The organism is Planctopirus sp. SH287, assembly GCF_056500625.1.
Window position 1 is genome coordinate 226,927 of the sequence record NZ_CM151403.1, and the last position, 16,500, is coordinate 243,426.

Sequence of the window (16,500 nt, forward strand, 5' to 3'; positions counted from 1 at the left end):
AAGGCAAATGAGGAAGATTTGTGACAAGGGCGGTCAGGCCCTGTTCAGAGAAGTTATCACAATCGGTAAAACCGGTGCATCCTCAGAGTCCGGAATTGTTCTGCAACCGTTGCCGATCCTGTCAGAAAGTGGCCATTATTTTTCCGAAATGGTGACTGTTCGGCCATCGCCCAGCAGCACACGGACATCACCTGTGACTGGCTGGGCAGTGAAAGCTGCAAAATCTGCCGGAGTTGTGACCATACGGTCGTTAAGCTGGACAATGAACTCTCCCACCGTCAGGCCGGCTTTCGCTGCGGGGCTTTCTGGCTCCAACTGAGTAATCACCACTCCCCGGAAAAATGGAACCGGCTGAGGCATGAGTTTCCACCGACCCGTGGCAAAATCGATCGTCATTCCCCGCCAGGGCAAACGCCTGGGCCGCGAGACAACCATCTGGTCATCCCAGTCCACTGGCCACTTCCCCAATTTTACAGGAAGCACCAACTCCTGATCGTTCCGCAACACCTTGAAAGGGACTGACGTTCCCGGAGCAATCAGACCCACTTCTCTCATCAAGTCATCACCATGGAGGATGGGCGTGCCGTCGATTTCCAGCACGATGTCACCCGCCTCGATTCGCCCGTTCCAGGCAGGGGAATATGTGTAAGGCAACTGAACCTGAGTCCCATAAACGACGCGAGGAAACCCTTCAATGGACTTGGGCAAGACCACCGGTGCCCGGTTTAAACTCACCCCGAGAAAGCCGTACTCCACTTCTTCACCGCGAATCAGGGTTTCAATCACACGCCGGATCCCTTCATCAAAAGGAACTGCGAATCCACCGGATTTCTCATATCCATCCAGCGCGGCAAGAGAACTTCCCAGTCCAATGAATTCCCCTCGAAGATTCACAACAGCGGCCCCACTCATCCCCAGCGATAACCGGGCATCAAGTTGCCAGAGCGTACCGAAGTAATGGATCGATGGCTTGGCCTTTCGTGACTCATCACGCACTGCCAAAGGATCGGGAGGAGGCCGGCGGGCGATATTGGAAATCATGCCCCAACTGGCACTGGCCGAACCATCTCTGGCAATGGCATAAGGGTTCCCAAGCAGAACCACAAACTGGCCTTTACCCATCTGATCCGCTTGACCAATCTCCAGTGGCTGCAGATTCCACTCTCCCGCTTTGACTGTTGCCGCATCCAGAGCCAGCACCGCCAGATCACTGCGGGGATCAGCTGCATAGATTGTCGCCCAACACCCTTTTCGCCCTGGCAAAGTCACAAACAACCGCGACTGATCCGCTTTGATGGGATTGCCGTAACGCTGCCCGTTTTTCACAGAATGATAGGTCGTCAGGACGACGGCGGGAAAAGAATCGGCACCACGGATCAGCACACCCGTCGCAAACTCATTGGGGACAAAATCGGGATCCATCGGATCAATGCGAGTCGCCCGATTGTCCGGCCCCACGACCAGTTCCAGTGACGACTGACGTATGCGAGCAATGCTGACCACTGCCCCTTCAGTCTTCCGAATCGCCGCTTGGACCGCTGTTTCAAGCGACAAAGCAGCAGCGGGAGACACCTCCTGAGCGATCACTTCTCCTGCCGTAAGGAGGGAAAGCACACTCAGCATCAGTCTGAAAATGAATGTCAGTCGCCCTACCGTTAGTCGTCCTCCAGTCATTCGTCTCCCTGTCATTAGCCCACTCCCGCAGCATACGCCTCCGCCAGACCACTGATGACTGAGATCCTGTCTGAGTAAACTCTCTCCCCCGCTTGCAAGAGTGGGCCGGGGTGAGGGCTGATTTACCATCCGTGTTTCTGATAGCAAGATACACCCTCTCGTCGAGAGCAACGTGCTCTCTTCCATCTGGCGCAAAAACATGCTTGCACCAAAGCTGCAAGCATGGCACGCAGAGCGCTATTTCAAATTGGAATGCGTATCAGAGATCCCTCAGGGAGAAGGATTCAGGAGTTTCCGGACAGCCCCTTACTCTCCCTTTGACCCTGTGCTGATATGCTGACCACCGGCATGGAGTTCCAGCACCTTGTTCTTGATCTCTTCCATGACTTCCGGATGCTCTTCCAAATAGAGACGAGCCTTGTCACGTCCTTGTCCCAGTTTGCTTTCGCCATAAGTGAACCAGCTTCCGCTGCGATCCACGAGCCGGGCAGCAACGCCCAGATCAAGCAGGTCTCCTGAGAAACTGATTCCATGCGTACTCAGCATGTCAAATTCAGCAACGCGGAAGGGCGGGGCGACTTTGTTTTTGACAATTTTGACTTTCATTCGCATGCCGATGGTCACTTCTCCATCTTTTAATGTCGCCAGTCGGCGCACATCGGCTCGAATGGAGCAATAGAACTTGAGCGCCCGTCCGCCAGGTGTCGTTTCCGGGCTGCCGAACATCACACCGATCTTTTCACGAATCTGGTTGATGAAAATGACGACCGTCTTGGCCTTGGAAATCACCCCGGTCAGTTTTCGCATCGCCTGGCTCATCATGCGGGCCTGTAAACCAACATGAGAATCGCCAATTTCGCCTTCCAATTCGGCCCTGGGAACCAGTGCCGCGACTGAGTCGATCACCACAACATCGACGGCGTTCGACTTAATCAACATCTCGGCAATCTGCAGAGCCTCTTCGCCTGTCGATGGCTGGCTGACAAGCAGTTCTTCCAGGTTCACGCCCAGCTTTTTCGCCCAGGCGGGATCAAGGGCATGCTCGGCATCGATAAACGCCGCAATACCGCCGGCCTTCTGTGAGCTGGCAATACAGTGGAGTGCCAGAGTCGTTTTTCCGCTCGATTCTGGCCCAAAAACCTCAATAATGCGACCGCGTGGGAACCCTCGTCCCCCCAGTGCCAGATCCAGTGAAAGGGCTCCAGTGGAGATCCCTTCGACATCCATCCCGGCATCGGTCAGCTTCATGATCGAGCCACGCCCGAACGCCTTTTCGATCTGGCCTAGCGCGTTATCAAGCAGTTTGACATGCTCGCGGTCGGTCTCGGCAGCAGACTTCTTCTCGGGCTTGGCCTTTGGCGACATCCTTCGTCATCCCTTTCTGAATCAGCGCAATGCGCCGCTCGTCAACACTGTTTGAACGCGATGTATATCAACTTGAGTGAATGTACAGAAATACAAAACAACAAATGAACAGTCAAGAGGCTGGAAACCGGCAAGAGCTTTTCTTGATGAACCAAAGGCTTACCTCGAAAGCTCCGCCATGACCTCCTCGGAAACACTGAAATTCGACATCACGTTTTGAATATCTTCGTTGTCTTCCAATCCTTCGATCAATTTCAAAACGGCCCGTCCCCCTTCCAGATCCAGATCCACTGTGCTCTGGGGGATCATGGTGATTTCTGCCACTTCGGTCGCAATGCCGGCTTTTTCCAGAGCCTCGCCGACACTGGTAAACAAATCCGGCGTACAGAGAATTTCATAACCACCAGGGTGCGGGCCAACGTCAAGTGCCCCCGCCTCCATGGCCAGTTCCATCAGCGATTCTTCGACCACACCTTCCGACTTAACGACATAGACACCGCGTCGGTCGAACATCCAGGCTACACAACCGGTGCTTCCCAGATTGCCACCGTTGATATCGAAGATTCGCCGGACTTCGCCTGCCGTCCGATTGCGGTTCTCGGTGAGAATATCGCAGAGAATCGCGACGCCTCCCGGGCCATAACCTTCATAGAGAATCTGCTCATAGTTATCGGCCTGGAGTTCACCAGTCCCCTTCTTGATCGCACGTTCAATTGTCTCAGCAGGCATGCTCGACTTCTTCGCACGATCAATCGCATAGCGTAAAGCCAGATTGGCGGCGGGATCACCACCCCGCTGAGCCGCCACAATTATGGCTTTGGAGAGCTTGCCAAACAGCTTGCCCCGCTTCTGATCGTATCTCCCTTTTTTGTGAGCGATGTTCGCCCAATGGGAATGCCCTGCCATTGCTACCAGTCTTTTCTTGAAGTCACTGTTTGAGAATCACTCTGTTGAGAAACCATCGAGGCTTTCAATGATCTCTATTTGAGGCAAGTTGAGTCCACTATCCCGGATCAAGCTGGCCCTCATGGCTGTCCTGACGGCGTTCAAGCTCCCTCCGAATCGAATAGCCGCAAGAGACCAGGAACACCTGACACAACCGGTTGCATCTGTGAGAAACGCCTTGAATGCCCGGAAAAATCTGCACGCACAGCGAGGTGGGATGTGGAGAAACTCTAGGAAGCTGGCACAGGTGGCGAATCTGAAGCCTTCGTCGGCTCAGTCAATTTGGCTTCAAGCCGCTTGAGCAGCTTTTCATCCGGAAATCGTTCGCTTTTTGTTTTCTCCAAGGCTTTGCCCCAGGCTTTGATCGCATCGGCAGATCGTCCGACCTTCTCATAAGCATCCCCCAGATGCTCATAGACAGTCCCATCACCGCCAGAACGCAGCCCGACAGCTTTTTCCAACGGAGCGATCGATTCCTGATACTTCCCCAGCTTAAATAGCACCCAGCCCAAGCTATCAAGATAAGCCGCGTTCTCCGGTTCCGCTTCAACCGCTTTGCGGATCATCTTCTCGGCCTTTTCAAGGTTCTTTCCTTGATCGGCATAGAGATATCCCAAGTCATTATTGACCGAAATATCTTCCGGATCTTCCTCGAGAACTTTTTCGAGAATTGCTTCTCCTCGTCCTATCTCTCCGTTCATTACGTAGATATTGGACAGGCTGAACTGGCATTGTCGAACGACGCGAGTTTCTTCAGGGAACTCTCGGATCACTGATTCAAACTGCTCAATGGCCTTATCAAAATCCCGGCTGTGGTAATAGATCCACCCCTTCTGAAACTGAAGGACAGCCGCACGGGGAATCAAACGAATGGCTTGCTCAATCGCTTCAAGAGCACCCGCAGTATTCCCGGCCATTTCCCGGGCCTGTGATAGCTGGAAAAGTAGGTTAGGCTTCCGATCGGCAAGGCCCGGTTCTTCAAGCGCTTCTTCTAGAACCACCACAGCATCGGTGTATCGATCGGCTTTCAATAATGTTTCGGCGAGATCGGAAAGGATGATTGCTGAACGATCGGGAGCAATCTCTTTGGCTTTCTTGAAGAATTCGACAGCCGCATCGATTTGCTCGCTTTGAGCAGCCAACTTGGCGACCAGATAGGCCTCTTCAAAGGTGAGTTCTCGTGGTTCGGCAGATCCTTGCCGCCGGCCTGCTTCAATGACGCTGATCACCAGGTCTTTATCTTTAGCCACCGAATCAAATTCGGCTTCAATCTCATCAATCGCATCTGGAGGTGCCTGCCCTAAGCCGCGTCCCAGAATATCCAGCAGCTTGTCTGCGATCTTCTGTTTGCGGTATAGACGGGAAAGCCCTAAATATCCCTTGAGATCGCGAGACCCCTTCAACGAAGCTTCGTAGATCTTTTCGGCTTTCTCATAGTCTGCCTGATCGGTCAGCTTTTCAGCGAGGAAGAACTGCAACGTGGCATTGCGGGGATCTTTCTCTGCCAAAGTGGTAAGGCGGCTGATCAATTCACTATCAAGTCCGCTTTTCGCAAGAATTTTAGTGAGCAGCTCATAAGCTTCGCGACCTTTTGATTGTCGTTGGGCATCCAGGTACTTCTGAAGTTCGACCAGGGCCTCTGCCGTCTTTCCCTCAAGCAGAAGGAGCTTGGCCTGATAGAAATTGACATTACCTCGACTGGCTTTGCCTGTCTTGATTGCCAGTTCGAGAGCTTCGCGGGCGGGAGCAACACGTTCGGCATCCAGAAGAACCTGCGCGACGCGTTCCGCACCAGTGCGTGGGTCATTCATCAGTTCTCGCTGGAACCGTGAATCCAGTTTGAAATCCTCTGGCTTCTTAAAAACTTTCAAAAGGACTTCGTACTTGTCCGCAGCTTTTGAAAGCTCGCCTGTCGCGAGATAAAGAATCGCCAGATCCCGATTCAGGCGGATGGCCCAGTTTGATTGAGCATCGAGAGTGGGTGACTCCGCTGCCTGCTCCAGAAATTTGATTGCCTCGGCCCCACGCTGTTGGGCAGCCATTCCCGCAGCCAACGTATGCAGCACTTCAAAATCAGTAGGATCCAGGTCGACCACTTTCATGGCCCAGTTCATCGCCTGAGACGGCTGCTCCTGAATGAGCGAGATCTGCATCAGCTTGCGGTAAGTTTCCGGCGCTCGCGGGTTGAGTTCAGCCGAACGTTGATAAGCCGTATAAGCCCGCTTCCATTCCAGCCGGGATTCAAACAGCGAGCCTGACATGAACCAGGCCAGGGCTTCCGCATTTTTCGCTTCCGCTTCGGTGAGTGGCACCTTGGGTTTCAGCGGAGTCGCTGGCTCATCCAGCATTTGAAGCTGAATCGTGGGGCCAGCGGCTGGTGGATTCACAGGGACGCTCTGCCCAGCTTTGGCGTCTTCTCCGGCCGGCTGTTCCGCAGAGTCTTGAGAGCCTTCGACCGTTGTCTGCGCTTTGGCAGGTGACGCAGACTCGCTGGTCTGATTCGCCCACAGCACTCCTGTTCCCTGCGCTGTACACGCCAGCAGACCGCCGACAACCAGCGAGCGAACCCGATTCCCCATTCGTTCCATCAGCTCCCCCTTCGCTGTTCCCCGGGCATCCTTCCGTGGCGGCTGCTCATCTTGATCAAGCAGTCCCTTTTTTCGTTCCCCTGATTGTAGCCGGATTTCGGCTCAGGCAGCAAATCGAAGTTGGAGATCGTGACGAACTGTCAATCAAACTGTCAAAAAAAGGAAATGACAGATCTCGGCGAGGTGCAATTCCCGTCATGCCCATGACAAGGTGCCATCAGGAGGAACGATTGCCTGGGAAGCTTTAATTCCTACAAACCAGACGTTCTGTCTTGCGTGAATTCAAACACGTGAGGGACATATCGTCCTTCACGACTGTTATGAGAATAAATCAACCAGGTGACTTAGGACTTTTTCTTGGCCGCTTTTTTGACAGGAGCCGCTGCTTTTGACTTGGCAGAGGTGGTTTTCGCCGGAGTCGATTTTGCCGCAGGCTTGGCCGACTTGGCAGCAGAAGATTTGTCGACAGCCTTTTCAGCCTTTTTCTCGACTTTCTTCTCAGTCGCTTTCTCTGACGTTTTTCCGGAAGCAGGCTTTTCAACCGGTGCCTTGGTGGATTTTGCAGAGGCTTTCGGTGCCGGTGTGGTCACACTCTCTTTGGCACTGGCCTTGGCTGCCGCCTTCTTGACCGTTTCTTTTTCGACTTTCTTCGCCAGCTTGGCCGCTGCTGCGTCGCTGGCTGCCTGCTCTTTGGCTTCCAGTTTACGGAGACGATCCACATAAGCTGCAGCGCCGTGCTTCATCAATTCAGCCAGACGATCCATCGCAGTTGCCGCATCGTGACCTTCAGCGGGAGGAGCAATCACATCTGGATGGAAGGCATCTCTTAAATTGGCATCCGTTCCCAAAGCTCTGATCATCGCACAGAATTGATCGACTTCGGACTTCTTGATCGCTGCCCGCAAAGACTCACCCACTTCATCAGCATTCTGCCCGGGCATCGCCAGCCCCAGCCAGACTAACGCGTGCATGGAACGTTCATCCAGAGGGAGGATGTGAGCACCAAGAACGGCATGAAGTGTAAACGACCGGACAAATGGCGTGGCAGACTTAATCTTGATCAGCTGCTTCTGAGCCAGCTCCAGCGTACGCTTCTTCAGACCTTCAAACTCAAAGGTGTAGTTCTTATCGAACACATGCTGTAACACGCCTTTGTAACGATACGCCTTCCATTCATCCTTTTCGATTGTCCCTAAAGCTTCTCGCAATTCTGTGACGGAACTGACGCGAGCCTCATTGAGATCAGCGAAAGCGGCTCGTAATCGTTCGTAACCCGCCTGCCCTTCTTCAATTGAGGAATCCTCAAGGCAGACAGCGAAGAGCATTGTTTCTAAAACGGGAAATTCAGGCGTGGGAGGAAGCTTATGCAGCTTTTTAACAACAGGATGAAGTTTCTTGAGCAATGCCTGCTTATCGGCGGTTTTTGTTCGTACGGCAGAGGCCATCGTTTGTATCTTCCGCAGTCAGGTTTCAGGAAATCCCACCGACTCATCGTTTTGCAAGTTTTGGCGGATCCGCTACTTAAGCTGCCGCCAACAGTGAGCTGCCGTGAAAAATTCGGCATCTGTTGCTGATATCATGGACACGTCATGCCGACGGCTTTCCCTCTTCGCCGTTGACGTCTCGAACCTCATCCACTTCCAGATCTGTCGTTCCTTCAACAGGGACATTTCCCTTGAACTGATCAGTCAACTCTTCCGATTCTTCTTCGATGCCCTCTTCAGAATCTTCATCACTATCCAGGTCATCATCGTCTTCGTTCTCTTCAAACCCGCTCTCTTCAAATTCATCGTCGTCAAGTTCTTCATCAGAGTCGGTATAAGGCAGAACTTCACGTAAGGCTCGTGATGTTTCAATGCTCATTTTCACGCCCTGATCAAGCACAAAAGTCAGTACTGGCGTGTACCGTGTCTCCAGTCGATCTGCGATCTTGGACTGAATGAACCCCTTGGCCGATTCCAGGCCGTGCATACACAGCGACTGCTCCTTGGGAGTTCCCATCACAGAGACACTCACGCGGGCAGTCCGCATATCGGGGGCGACTTCCGCTCCCAGAACGGTCACATTCTTGACTCGAGGGTCACGAATGTGCCGCATGATCGTCAGGCTGACTGTTTCCAGAACAGCTTGAGAGGCTTTCGCCAGACGACGGGACATCATGATGGACAAACTCCAGAGTTATCGCCGGGAACCAGGGAGCTTTCCGCCGGTTCGGACTGGAAATACCGAGAACTCATTCTCTTGAAGCACCCATCAATCTCACATTTTCTCTGCCCGGACGTCATTTCGAGATCCAGGGCAGAACTCTTTGCGATCACTTCTCTGAGGCTTTTAACCTCTCAATGCGACCAGATTTTAACTTTTTCCACTTTGATCAGCGCACAACATTGAGCTTGTCTTGAACGCTGATCAAAGCATTTTAACAGAGAAACAACCACGGTATTAATCGAATGTCCGCTTGACTTCTTCGATCTTGTAGGCTTCCAGGAGGTCACCTTCCTTCACATCGTTAAAACCTTCCAGTCGGATACCGCATTCCATCCCTTCACGGACTTCGCGGGTATCGTCCTTTTCACGTCGCAGCGAGGCAATCCCATAGGAATTGAGCACTTTCTGATCGCGAATCACATGAACCCGGTTCGTGCGGTCGATCGTTCCGTTCAATACGCGACAGCCGGCAATCGTACCAAACCGACTGATGCTGAACGTCTGGAGAACAATCGCACGTCCCAGAGTGACTTCTTTCTTGGCGGGCTTAAGCATCCCTTCAAGCGTCTGCTTAATTTCGTCAACAACTTCATAAATGATGTTGTAGCGACGGATTTCCACGCCTTCCTGCTGAGCCAGCATTTCAGCCCGGTCTTCAGGAATCACATGGAAGGCCACAATAATTGCCGACGAGGCACTCGCCAGGTAGACATCGCTTTCATTCACGCCACCCACACCTTCGTGCAGGATCCGGACGCGAACTTCAGGATGTTCAAACTTGCCAATTTCATTGCGGAGAGCCTCTAGCGAGCCAGGAGTATCCGCTTTAATGATGACGCCCAGATCCTGAACTGCCCCTTCACGGGCTGCATTCAGAATATCTTCCAGTGTTCGCTTGCCACCGCGAGATGCCAACGAGGTCTGCCGACCGGTCATGCGACGGCGTTCAGCAATTTCTCGGGCCAGATCGAGGTCGTTAAGCACCACGAACTTATCACCCGGCGACGGAACAATATCCAGACCGGCGAGCTTGATTGGCGTTGATGGCGGGGCTTCTTCGAGTTCTTCATCCTTCTGATTGAAGATGGCTCGAACCTTTCCATAGGCTTTGCCGCACAGGACGACATCCCCTTTACGGAGAGTTCCTTTCTGCACGATCAGCCAGGCCAGTGGCCCATGTCCTTCATCGCGGAAGGCTTCGAGGCAGGCACCTGTCGCCGGACGATCAGGATTTGCCTTGAACTCGTTCAATTCCGCAGTTAACAACAGGGTTTCCAGCAGGTTGTCCAGGCCTTCGCCCGTCAAACCTGAGGTTCTTACCACTTCGGTATCGCCACCCCACTCAGCGGCCAGCACGTTCTGAGCAGCCAATTCCTGGAGCACGCGTTGTTCGTTGCGATCTGGCAAATCGACCTTGTTCAGCGCCACCACCAGCGGCACGCCAGCAGCTTTCGCATGAGCAATACATTCCACCGTCTGCGGCATCACTCCGTCATTGGCAGCCACCACCAGCACGACAATGTCTGTGACGTTGGCACCACGGGCACGCATTTCACCGAATGCCGCATGGCCGGGGGTATCAACAAAAGTCAGCTTCTGACCATTCTTGACGACCTGATAAGCCGCAATGTGCTGTGTAATTCCGCCATGCTCTGAAGCGGCCACGTTGGCAGAACGCAGCTTGTCGACGAGAGTCGTCTTGCCATGGTCGACGTGACCAAGAATGGTGATGATCGGTGCCCGGTTGACGAGAGTTTCTGGATCGTCAGGGAGATCAATGTATTCCTGAAGTTCGTCTTCGACGTCCTTCGGCTTGTTAATCGTCAGATCCACGCCCAATTCCAGGGCCAGTTCCACAGCAGTATCTTCATGAAGAAGGCTGTTGATGGTCAACATTTCTCCTCGTTTGAAGAGAATGCCGAGAATCTGCTTGGCAGGACGTCCCATGGCTTCTGACAGAGACCGAACGTTAATCGGCGGCTCAATCTCAGCCATCGTTTTCAGCTGAGCGCTCTGCTTCTGGCCTGGGCGGCGAATCATCTTGCGAACGGACTTGCGGCCAGACGATTCGTCCTCTTCGCCACCGCGTACATCCTTGGTCCGCTTGATGCGTCGAGCTTCCCGTAGCTCTTCCATCCCCGCGCCAGCTGGATTTTTATCGGCTCCACGCCGACCGCCGCGTGTGTCAATTGATTCACCGACAGCGGTCTTCGTTTTGTCGTCGGCACCACGGCGTCCGCCGCCAGCCATCCGGTCACCGAGTGGAGAGGCGACAACCAGCTTGCCGTCCCCGTTGATTCGAATCTCGGGAGCCTGTGGCTTAACTTCTTCCTTCTTGGGAACCGGTGGGCCGCTGAATGTTCCAAGGTTGGCAACACCGGGAACATTCGAGCGTGGACGTGATTCGTTAGCAGGACGCGCCGGGGGAGTTGGCGCTGCAGGTGCTGCTCCCTGTTCGCCGCGTGAAGGTGTTCCACGGCTGCTCATCCCCATGTCACGCATTGGCCGACTGCCAATCGCGCGCATCTGACCAGCTGGCATCCGCGACGGCATCGCAGGCCGCTCCGGAACACCAGACATTCGGGAAGGCGGAGTGACCGGCGTGCGAGGTTTTTCTGCAACAGGGGCCATGGGGGCCGGGTCTGCTGGCCTCTCTTCTTTCGGAGAAACCACGGCTTCAGCAGCCGGTGGTTCATCCACTGAATCGCCACCCAATGTCTCGACAACTGTCGGCTCAATCTCGGCGGACGTCATCACTTCAGCGGCGGGAATGACTTCTTCCAGATCAGCCGCAACTTCAGGTTGTGGCTCTTCCGGCTCATTAGCATCTGTACCGTCAACAGCGGCTTCGTCAGTGAACGGCTCTGTCTCAGAAGGTTCATCAGATGCGGGAGACTCGAACTCGGGAGCTGCAACGGCATGGCTCCGGGTGATTGGCGGCTTGGCGATCATATCCCGCAATTTGCGGACGGCACCAGCCAATTCCCGGGCTTGCTCTTCACGCTGTGGCTGGCGGACTGTTTCTGGCCCGCTGGCGGTCATGACGGCTGTGGCCCCATCACCACGAATGATTGCCATAACGCGATCACGCTCCTCTGGCGAAATGCTCGCCAAGGCCGAATTTTTGACCATGATACCGGCCTTCGCGCAGTGCTCGATCAACAGTCGGCTGTCCATATCGAGCTCTTTGGCGAGAGCAAAAATTCGAATCTTCAAACGCTCATTCCTCTGTTCAAAATCGAGGGTTGTTTTCCCACTGCCTCAGGAACCAGTCACCCTTTGAACCAGACAGATCCGCAACAGTTTGAGGAGCCACCTGGATGAAATCGTCGTCCACTCACAGCATTTTAATAGTCCATTTCAACAGGCCAGGGATTCGAGAGATCTACCAACCTGCTGACATCGGGGGAGTTATGTTCAGTTTGCCGCTTCCCCTTCGCCTTGACCAGAAACATCAACAGCAGCAGTATTGCCTGTCGTTGTTTTGTCCACCACCGTGTTCTCTACGACATGATTGTCTGCCGCAGGGAGATCAGCCACTGGACTGGCAGGCTTGCTGGCCGGTGCAGCTGTTCTCGAAAGCTCGTCTTGCCGGCGCTGCTCGCGATCCTGGACTTGCCGATCTGCCTTTTCTGCAGCGCGGCGGACATCCTGTTCTTTTTCCAGGCGTTCGCTTTCAGCCTCTGCATACTCGACGATCACGTCTGCCTGTTCTTGCGTCAATGAACCCATTTCCATCAGCTGATCGGGTTCAATGACCGAAAGGTCTTCAAAGCTGAGAAAGCCCTGAGAAACCAATCCTTCTGCCAATTCTTCTGTGACGCCGGGAATCTGTGAGTAAGCAACGACAGCCTGATCAAGCTGCTGATCCAACTCTTCGCGGGTCATGACATCAATATCCCAACCCACCAGCTTGGAGGCCAGGCGAACATTCTGGCCACGTTTGCCGATTGCGAGCGACAATTGATCGTCACGTACCAGCACCAGCACGCGACCGAGCATTGGGCAGAGAATCACGTCTTCAACTTCCGCAGGCTGCATGGCGTTGGGAACAAGAACCTGGAGCGAATCATTCCAGCGGACAACTTCAATCCGCTCGCCACCCAATTCCTCGCCCACATTGCGGATACGGGCGCCACGTACCCCGACGCAAGCGCCGACAGGGTCGATGTTAGTGTCGATACACGAGACCGCGACTTTCGTCCGATAGCCTGCTTCGCGAGCGAGTGAACGGATTTCAATAATTCGCTCACTGACTTCCGGAATTTCCAGCTCAAGCAGACGGCGGACAAAATCGGGATGGGCACGCGAAAGCACCACGCGAACGCGAGGCCCCATCTTTTTGACTTCTAAGATCACGGCACGAATCCGCTCATTCGGGCGGTGAGACTCGCCGGGAATCATCTCGCTCCGAGGCAAAATGGCCTCAGCCTTGCCGATATTAACGGTAATTGCGCTGCCTTCGTTTCGGGTGACTGTGCCTGAAACAATCTGGCTGCGCAATTGAGCGAATTCATCGAACAACGTGTCGCGTTCTGCTTCACGGATTTTCTGAATCATGACCTGCTTGGCGGTTTGGGCTGAAATGCGACCAAGAATGTCGCCCAGCTCATCGCGGTCAATGTCACGGCCGTTGGTCTTCACCTGAGGTTGACCGCTATTGCGATCAATCCGCACTTCAACCAATTCTTCTTCACCAAAGTGCTTGCGCGCGGCCGAAAGAATGGCTTGCTCCACCCCTTCAAAGACAATTTCCTTGTCAATGCTCTTATCGCGATGGATCGAATCCACGATCCGCAGCACTTCGTTGCCGTTCATTACTATCCTCTTCTGAACTCATTAACTTCCGGCAAGCCGAATCGTCCGGAACCTCAGGCGATGGCCACAGTGGCACCACCAATTTCCGCAACCGATGCTTCCTGGACAAAGGGACTGTTTTCCTTCGGGAATCACCATCTTGGTCAGGCCAAAGAGAACTCTTTAACATGCCAAAGAGAGCAATGGCTGACCTCAGTCAGTAATGAAAGAAAACCTGCGAACCCTTGCACAGGAAATTGCCCTGAAGCAATGACCTCTACACCAACCCCCAAAGGAGGGGCCTAAAACAAAAAAAGCAGGGAATGCCCTACTTTCTGCGGCAGCACAGGCTGCATTGGGTCGAAATGTCGCGAGCCGCTCTCATCCGCGGCCCGCGCAAAGCAGGTACCTAGAAGAGAGTGACAGGCAGCACGGCGAAAACCAGCGATGGAAAGTCGAAACTCACCATCGATGCACACCAACACCAGCCATGATCGCCTCCGCAGAATGTCAGCAGTCTACGGCAGCACCCAGTGATTCCACTTGGCGCCTAGCATAGACCAATTAACACAGAACATCCTTCTCTAGTGAAAGTACATGTGTCACAGCAGGGTGTCAAGCTGCTGCGACCATCCCCTGTGCACGAATCTGCCATTCTTTGCACTGGCTCTCATTTCATCGACATCCGCCGTTTTCCAGCAGCTCCCTGATAAAGAGGTGGCGGGCTTCTCACTTGTTGCAAGTGTTCGTTTTACACAAAAAAACAAGAATAAAGACAACAGAGAGAAAAGGATGGATGCGGTATGTGCGGGTTTTAATGGGGATTTGCGGACGCCGCTCTCAAAGAATTCAGGTAGAACATGGGAATACCTTAAAGAATCTCTATCGAAATTGCGGCCCGTGTTACCCTCTCCCATTGACTGCAAACCCAGGAATTGGCCACGATTTCATATGGACAGCCCTTGGTGAGTTAACCTCCTTTAACCCTTACAACTGACCCACAATTGCGCCTCATGACTCCAAGACATTGGCGGGAAATAATCTGCGGCCCTGAATGATTGTGATTGCAATTGCCTGGACTCAGATTTCGCGATAACAAACCACCAAGACTGAACGCATCATCACACAATGATCTCGCTTTAACCTGAAGACGACGGGTGTTCACTGGCGTCCCTCTCTTCTGAAAGCGCGAAGCCTGTACAAACTCAATCAACTCGAATACCAACCGCCACGATGGCATTTTTGACAACTCAGGAGCGAGTTTTCTTATGTTCACTTTCCAACACTCCATGTGCTCATTGATCACGACGATCTCCGGCAGTTTGGGGGCATCGCCTCGCCGGCTGGCTGTGCTGGCTTTCGTCTGCCTGACGGAAAGTGGGACGGTGGATGAATTTCTTGCCTCGTTTTCACTCAGCGAGCCACGCGTTGCCCAGGCACAGTTATTCCGTCCAGGGGCAAGCCGTCCCCAAAACCCGTCACAGGAGCCGGGAAGTTTTTCTAACGCAACACCCGCTCCCGCTGATCCGATGCAAGCCGAAACAGAAGCGGCCTATCAACGAGGCGACTTCAACAAGGCCCTTCAACTCGCCGAGGCCATGCTGGCCCGCAATCCAAACAATGACATTGCGATCTATTTGCGGGGGTCAGCGCGAGTCGAGTTGGGAATTCAGCAGCAGAATCTGGATTTGATTCGCAGCGGAATCGAAGACTCCCGTACCGCCTTGAAGCTGGGTGGTACCGATAAGATTAATTATTATCTCCCTTATCTCTACGGCATGACTTCTCTCGCTAATCTGGAAGAGAAAAAAGAGCATGCCGAGGTGGTTGTCAAGTTTGCTGACAGTGTGCTGGCCCGCCCGAGTCTCAAGCCGGAAGAACGGGCAAATCTTCAGTATCAGAAGGCCGGTGCTCTGCTGTACCTGAAGAGTTATGACCAGGCGATTGCGGCTTATCTGGGTGCCCTTCAATCCAGCCCTCAACACCTGGGTGCTCATGTCGCTTTGGCAGGTGCCTATGCAGAAACCCGGAAGCTGGCTGAGGCGGAAGCCGCCTTCTCGAACACAACGCGAGTGTTCCCAAACAATCCGCTGGTCTTCAATAATCGGGGAATGTTCTATCAACAGAACCGCAAGCCTCGTGAAGCGATTGCTGATTTCTCGCGTGCGATCCAGATCGATCCCAAGTTCTATGTGGCTTATACCAACCGGGGATTCACTAATTTGAACGATGGTGAAAATCCCACAGCCGCCATCGCCGACTTTAACGAGTCACTGCGTCTGAATCCTCAGCAGCCCGGACTTTACAGCCTGCGAGCAGCCGCCAAGTTGCAGCAAGGCAAGCTGAACGAAGCTCTCGTTGATTACAATGAAGCTTTGAAGCTCTCGCCGAAAAATCCGATTGCCATGGCTGACGTCGGGTTTAACAAGTTCTTTGCTAAGGATTACCCAAGTGCTCTTTCATCGTTCAATAACGCGGTCCTGGAAGACCCGAATCTCCGTTATCTGAACCCATGGCGGTATCTTTCCATGGCCTTTTCCGGGCAAGAAGGAGCCGCAGCGGCAACCTTCTCCGACAGCCTGACAAAACCAGTCGACAAGCGAGACTGGATGGATCAACTGGTTCTCTTTCTTGCAGGGAAGATCACAGAGCAGGATCTCTTCAACGCGGCAGAAAGGAACGATCTCGACTTGCGAAATGCTCAGTTCTGTGAAGCCTATTACTTCATTGGTCAGCAGAGATTACGAGCAGGCAATACAGCCGGTGCCAACCAGTTTTTTGAGCAGGCCCTGGCCACAAAAGCCCGGCATCTCTCGGCTTATCGCGGAGCCGCCTTCATGCTTGGCAAGTTTGCCCAGTAGTGCCCTGTCACGGCTCTATCCTGGGGTTTCATAAGTCGTCAAGTCCTCTGATGTCGGACTTG

At 53.5% G+C, this 16,500-nt stretch carries 9 protein-coding genes; 1 reads left to right on the forward strand and 8 read right to left on the reverse strand.

Translation table 11 applies throughout. From position 1 onward, the window contains the following. Positions 1-135 precede the first annotated feature (135 nt). The 8 genes from SH287x_RS00800 to nusA form a co-directional block, all read right to left on the reverse strand. Entirely contained in the window at positions 136-1,674 is a 1,539-nt protein-coding gene (locus SH287x_RS00800; RefSeq protein ID WP_479516513.1) for a trypsin-like peptidase domain-containing protein, read from the reverse strand. A gap of 306 nt (positions 1,675-1,980) precedes the next feature. Then, positions 1,981-3,039 carry a recombinase RecA gene (recA, locus tag SH287x_RS00805; RefSeq protein ID WP_479516514.1) on the reverse strand — a complete coding sequence of 353 codons (1,059 nt, stop codon included), beginning with the start codon at positions 3,037-3,039 and terminating at the stop codon, positions 1,981-1,983. A gap of 159 nt (positions 3,040-3,198) precedes the next feature. Further along, on the reverse strand, positions 3,199-3,945 hold the full coding sequence (locus SH287x_RS00810; RefSeq protein WP_479516515.1) for a YebC/PmpR family DNA-binding transcriptional regulator: 747 nt from the start codon (positions 3,943-3,945) through the stop codon (positions 3,199-3,201). Positions 3,946-4,214: 269 nt separating this feature from the next. Continuing rightward, a complete protein-coding gene (locus SH287x_RS00815) occupies positions 4,215-6,572 on the reverse strand; it encodes a tetratricopeptide repeat protein (protein WP_479516516.1) in 2,358 nt (785 codons plus the stop codon). A 344-nt stretch (positions 6,573-6,916) separates the two neighbouring features. Continuing rightward, positions 6,917-8,017: a hypothetical protein gene (locus SH287x_RS00820; protein ID WP_479516517.1), complete on the reverse strand. Its 1,101-nt coding sequence runs from the start codon at positions 8,015-8,017 to the stop codon at positions 6,917-6,919. Between the two features lie 142 nt (positions 8,018-8,159). After that, positions 8,160-8,732, reverse strand: coding sequence for a 30S ribosome-binding factor RbfA (rbfA, locus tag SH287x_RS00825; protein ID WP_479516518.1), 573 nt, complete (start codon positions 8,730-8,732; stop codon positions 8,160-8,162). Positions 8,733-9,014: 282 nt separating this feature from the next. Next, positions 9,015-11,957, reverse strand: a complete 2,943-nt coding sequence (gene infB, locus SH287x_RS00830; RefSeq protein WP_479516519.1) for a translation initiation factor IF-2 — start codon at positions 11,955-11,957, stop codon at positions 9,015-9,017. 240 nt (positions 11,958-12,197) lie between these two features. Next, the gene (nusA, locus tag SH287x_RS00835) at positions 12,198-13,598 is read right to left on the reverse strand and encodes a transcription termination factor NusA (RefSeq protein ID WP_479516520.1); all 1,401 of its coding nucleotides are present in this window, start codon (positions 13,596-13,598) and stop codon (positions 12,198-12,200) included. Positions 13,599-14,845: 1,247 nt separating this feature from the next. Between nusA and SH287x_RS00840 the strand changes: the two genes are divergently transcribed. After that, positions 14,846-16,438, forward strand: a complete 1,593-nt coding sequence (locus SH287x_RS00840) for a tetratricopeptide repeat protein (protein ID WP_479516521.1) — start codon at positions 14,846-14,848, stop codon at positions 16,436-16,438. The last annotated feature ends 62 nt before the right edge of the window (positions 16,439-16,500 follow it).

Bases quoted from the DNA above. Each gene is read 5' to 3' on its own strand.
- SH287x_RS00800 (WP_479516513.1), bottom strand. From the start codon at position 1,674: ATGACTGGAGGACGACTAACGGTAGGGCGACTGACATTCATTTTCAGA.
- recA (WP_479516514.1), bottom strand. From the start codon at position 3,039: ATGTCGCCAAAGGCCAAGCCCGAGAAGAAGTCTGCTGCCGAGACCGAC.
- SH287x_RS00810 (WP_479516515.1), bottom strand. From the start codon at position 3,945: ATGGCAGGGCATTCCCATTGGGCGAACATCGCTCACAAAAAAGGGAGA.
- SH287x_RS00815 (WP_479516516.1), bottom strand. From the start codon at position 6,572: ATGGAACGAATGGGGAATCGGGTTCGCTCGCTGGTTGTCGGCGGTCTG.
- SH287x_RS00820 (WP_479516517.1), bottom strand. From the start codon at position 8,017: ATGGCCTCTGCCGTACGAACAAAAACCGCCGATAAGCAGGCATTGCTC.
- rbfA (WP_479516518.1), bottom strand. From the start codon at position 8,732: ATGATGTCCCGTCGTCTGGCGAAAGCCTCTCAAGCTGTTCTGGAAACA.
- infB (WP_479516519.1), bottom strand. From the start codon at position 11,957: ATGGACAGCCGACTGTTGATCGAGCACTGCGCGAAGGCCGGTATCATG.
- nusA (WP_479516520.1), bottom strand. From the start codon at position 13,598: ATGAACGGCAACGAAGTGCTGCGGATCGTGGATTCGATCCATCGCGAT.
- SH287x_RS00840 (WP_479516521.1), top strand. From the start codon at position 14,846: ATGTTCACTTTCCAACACTCCATGTGCTCATTGATCACGACGATCTCC.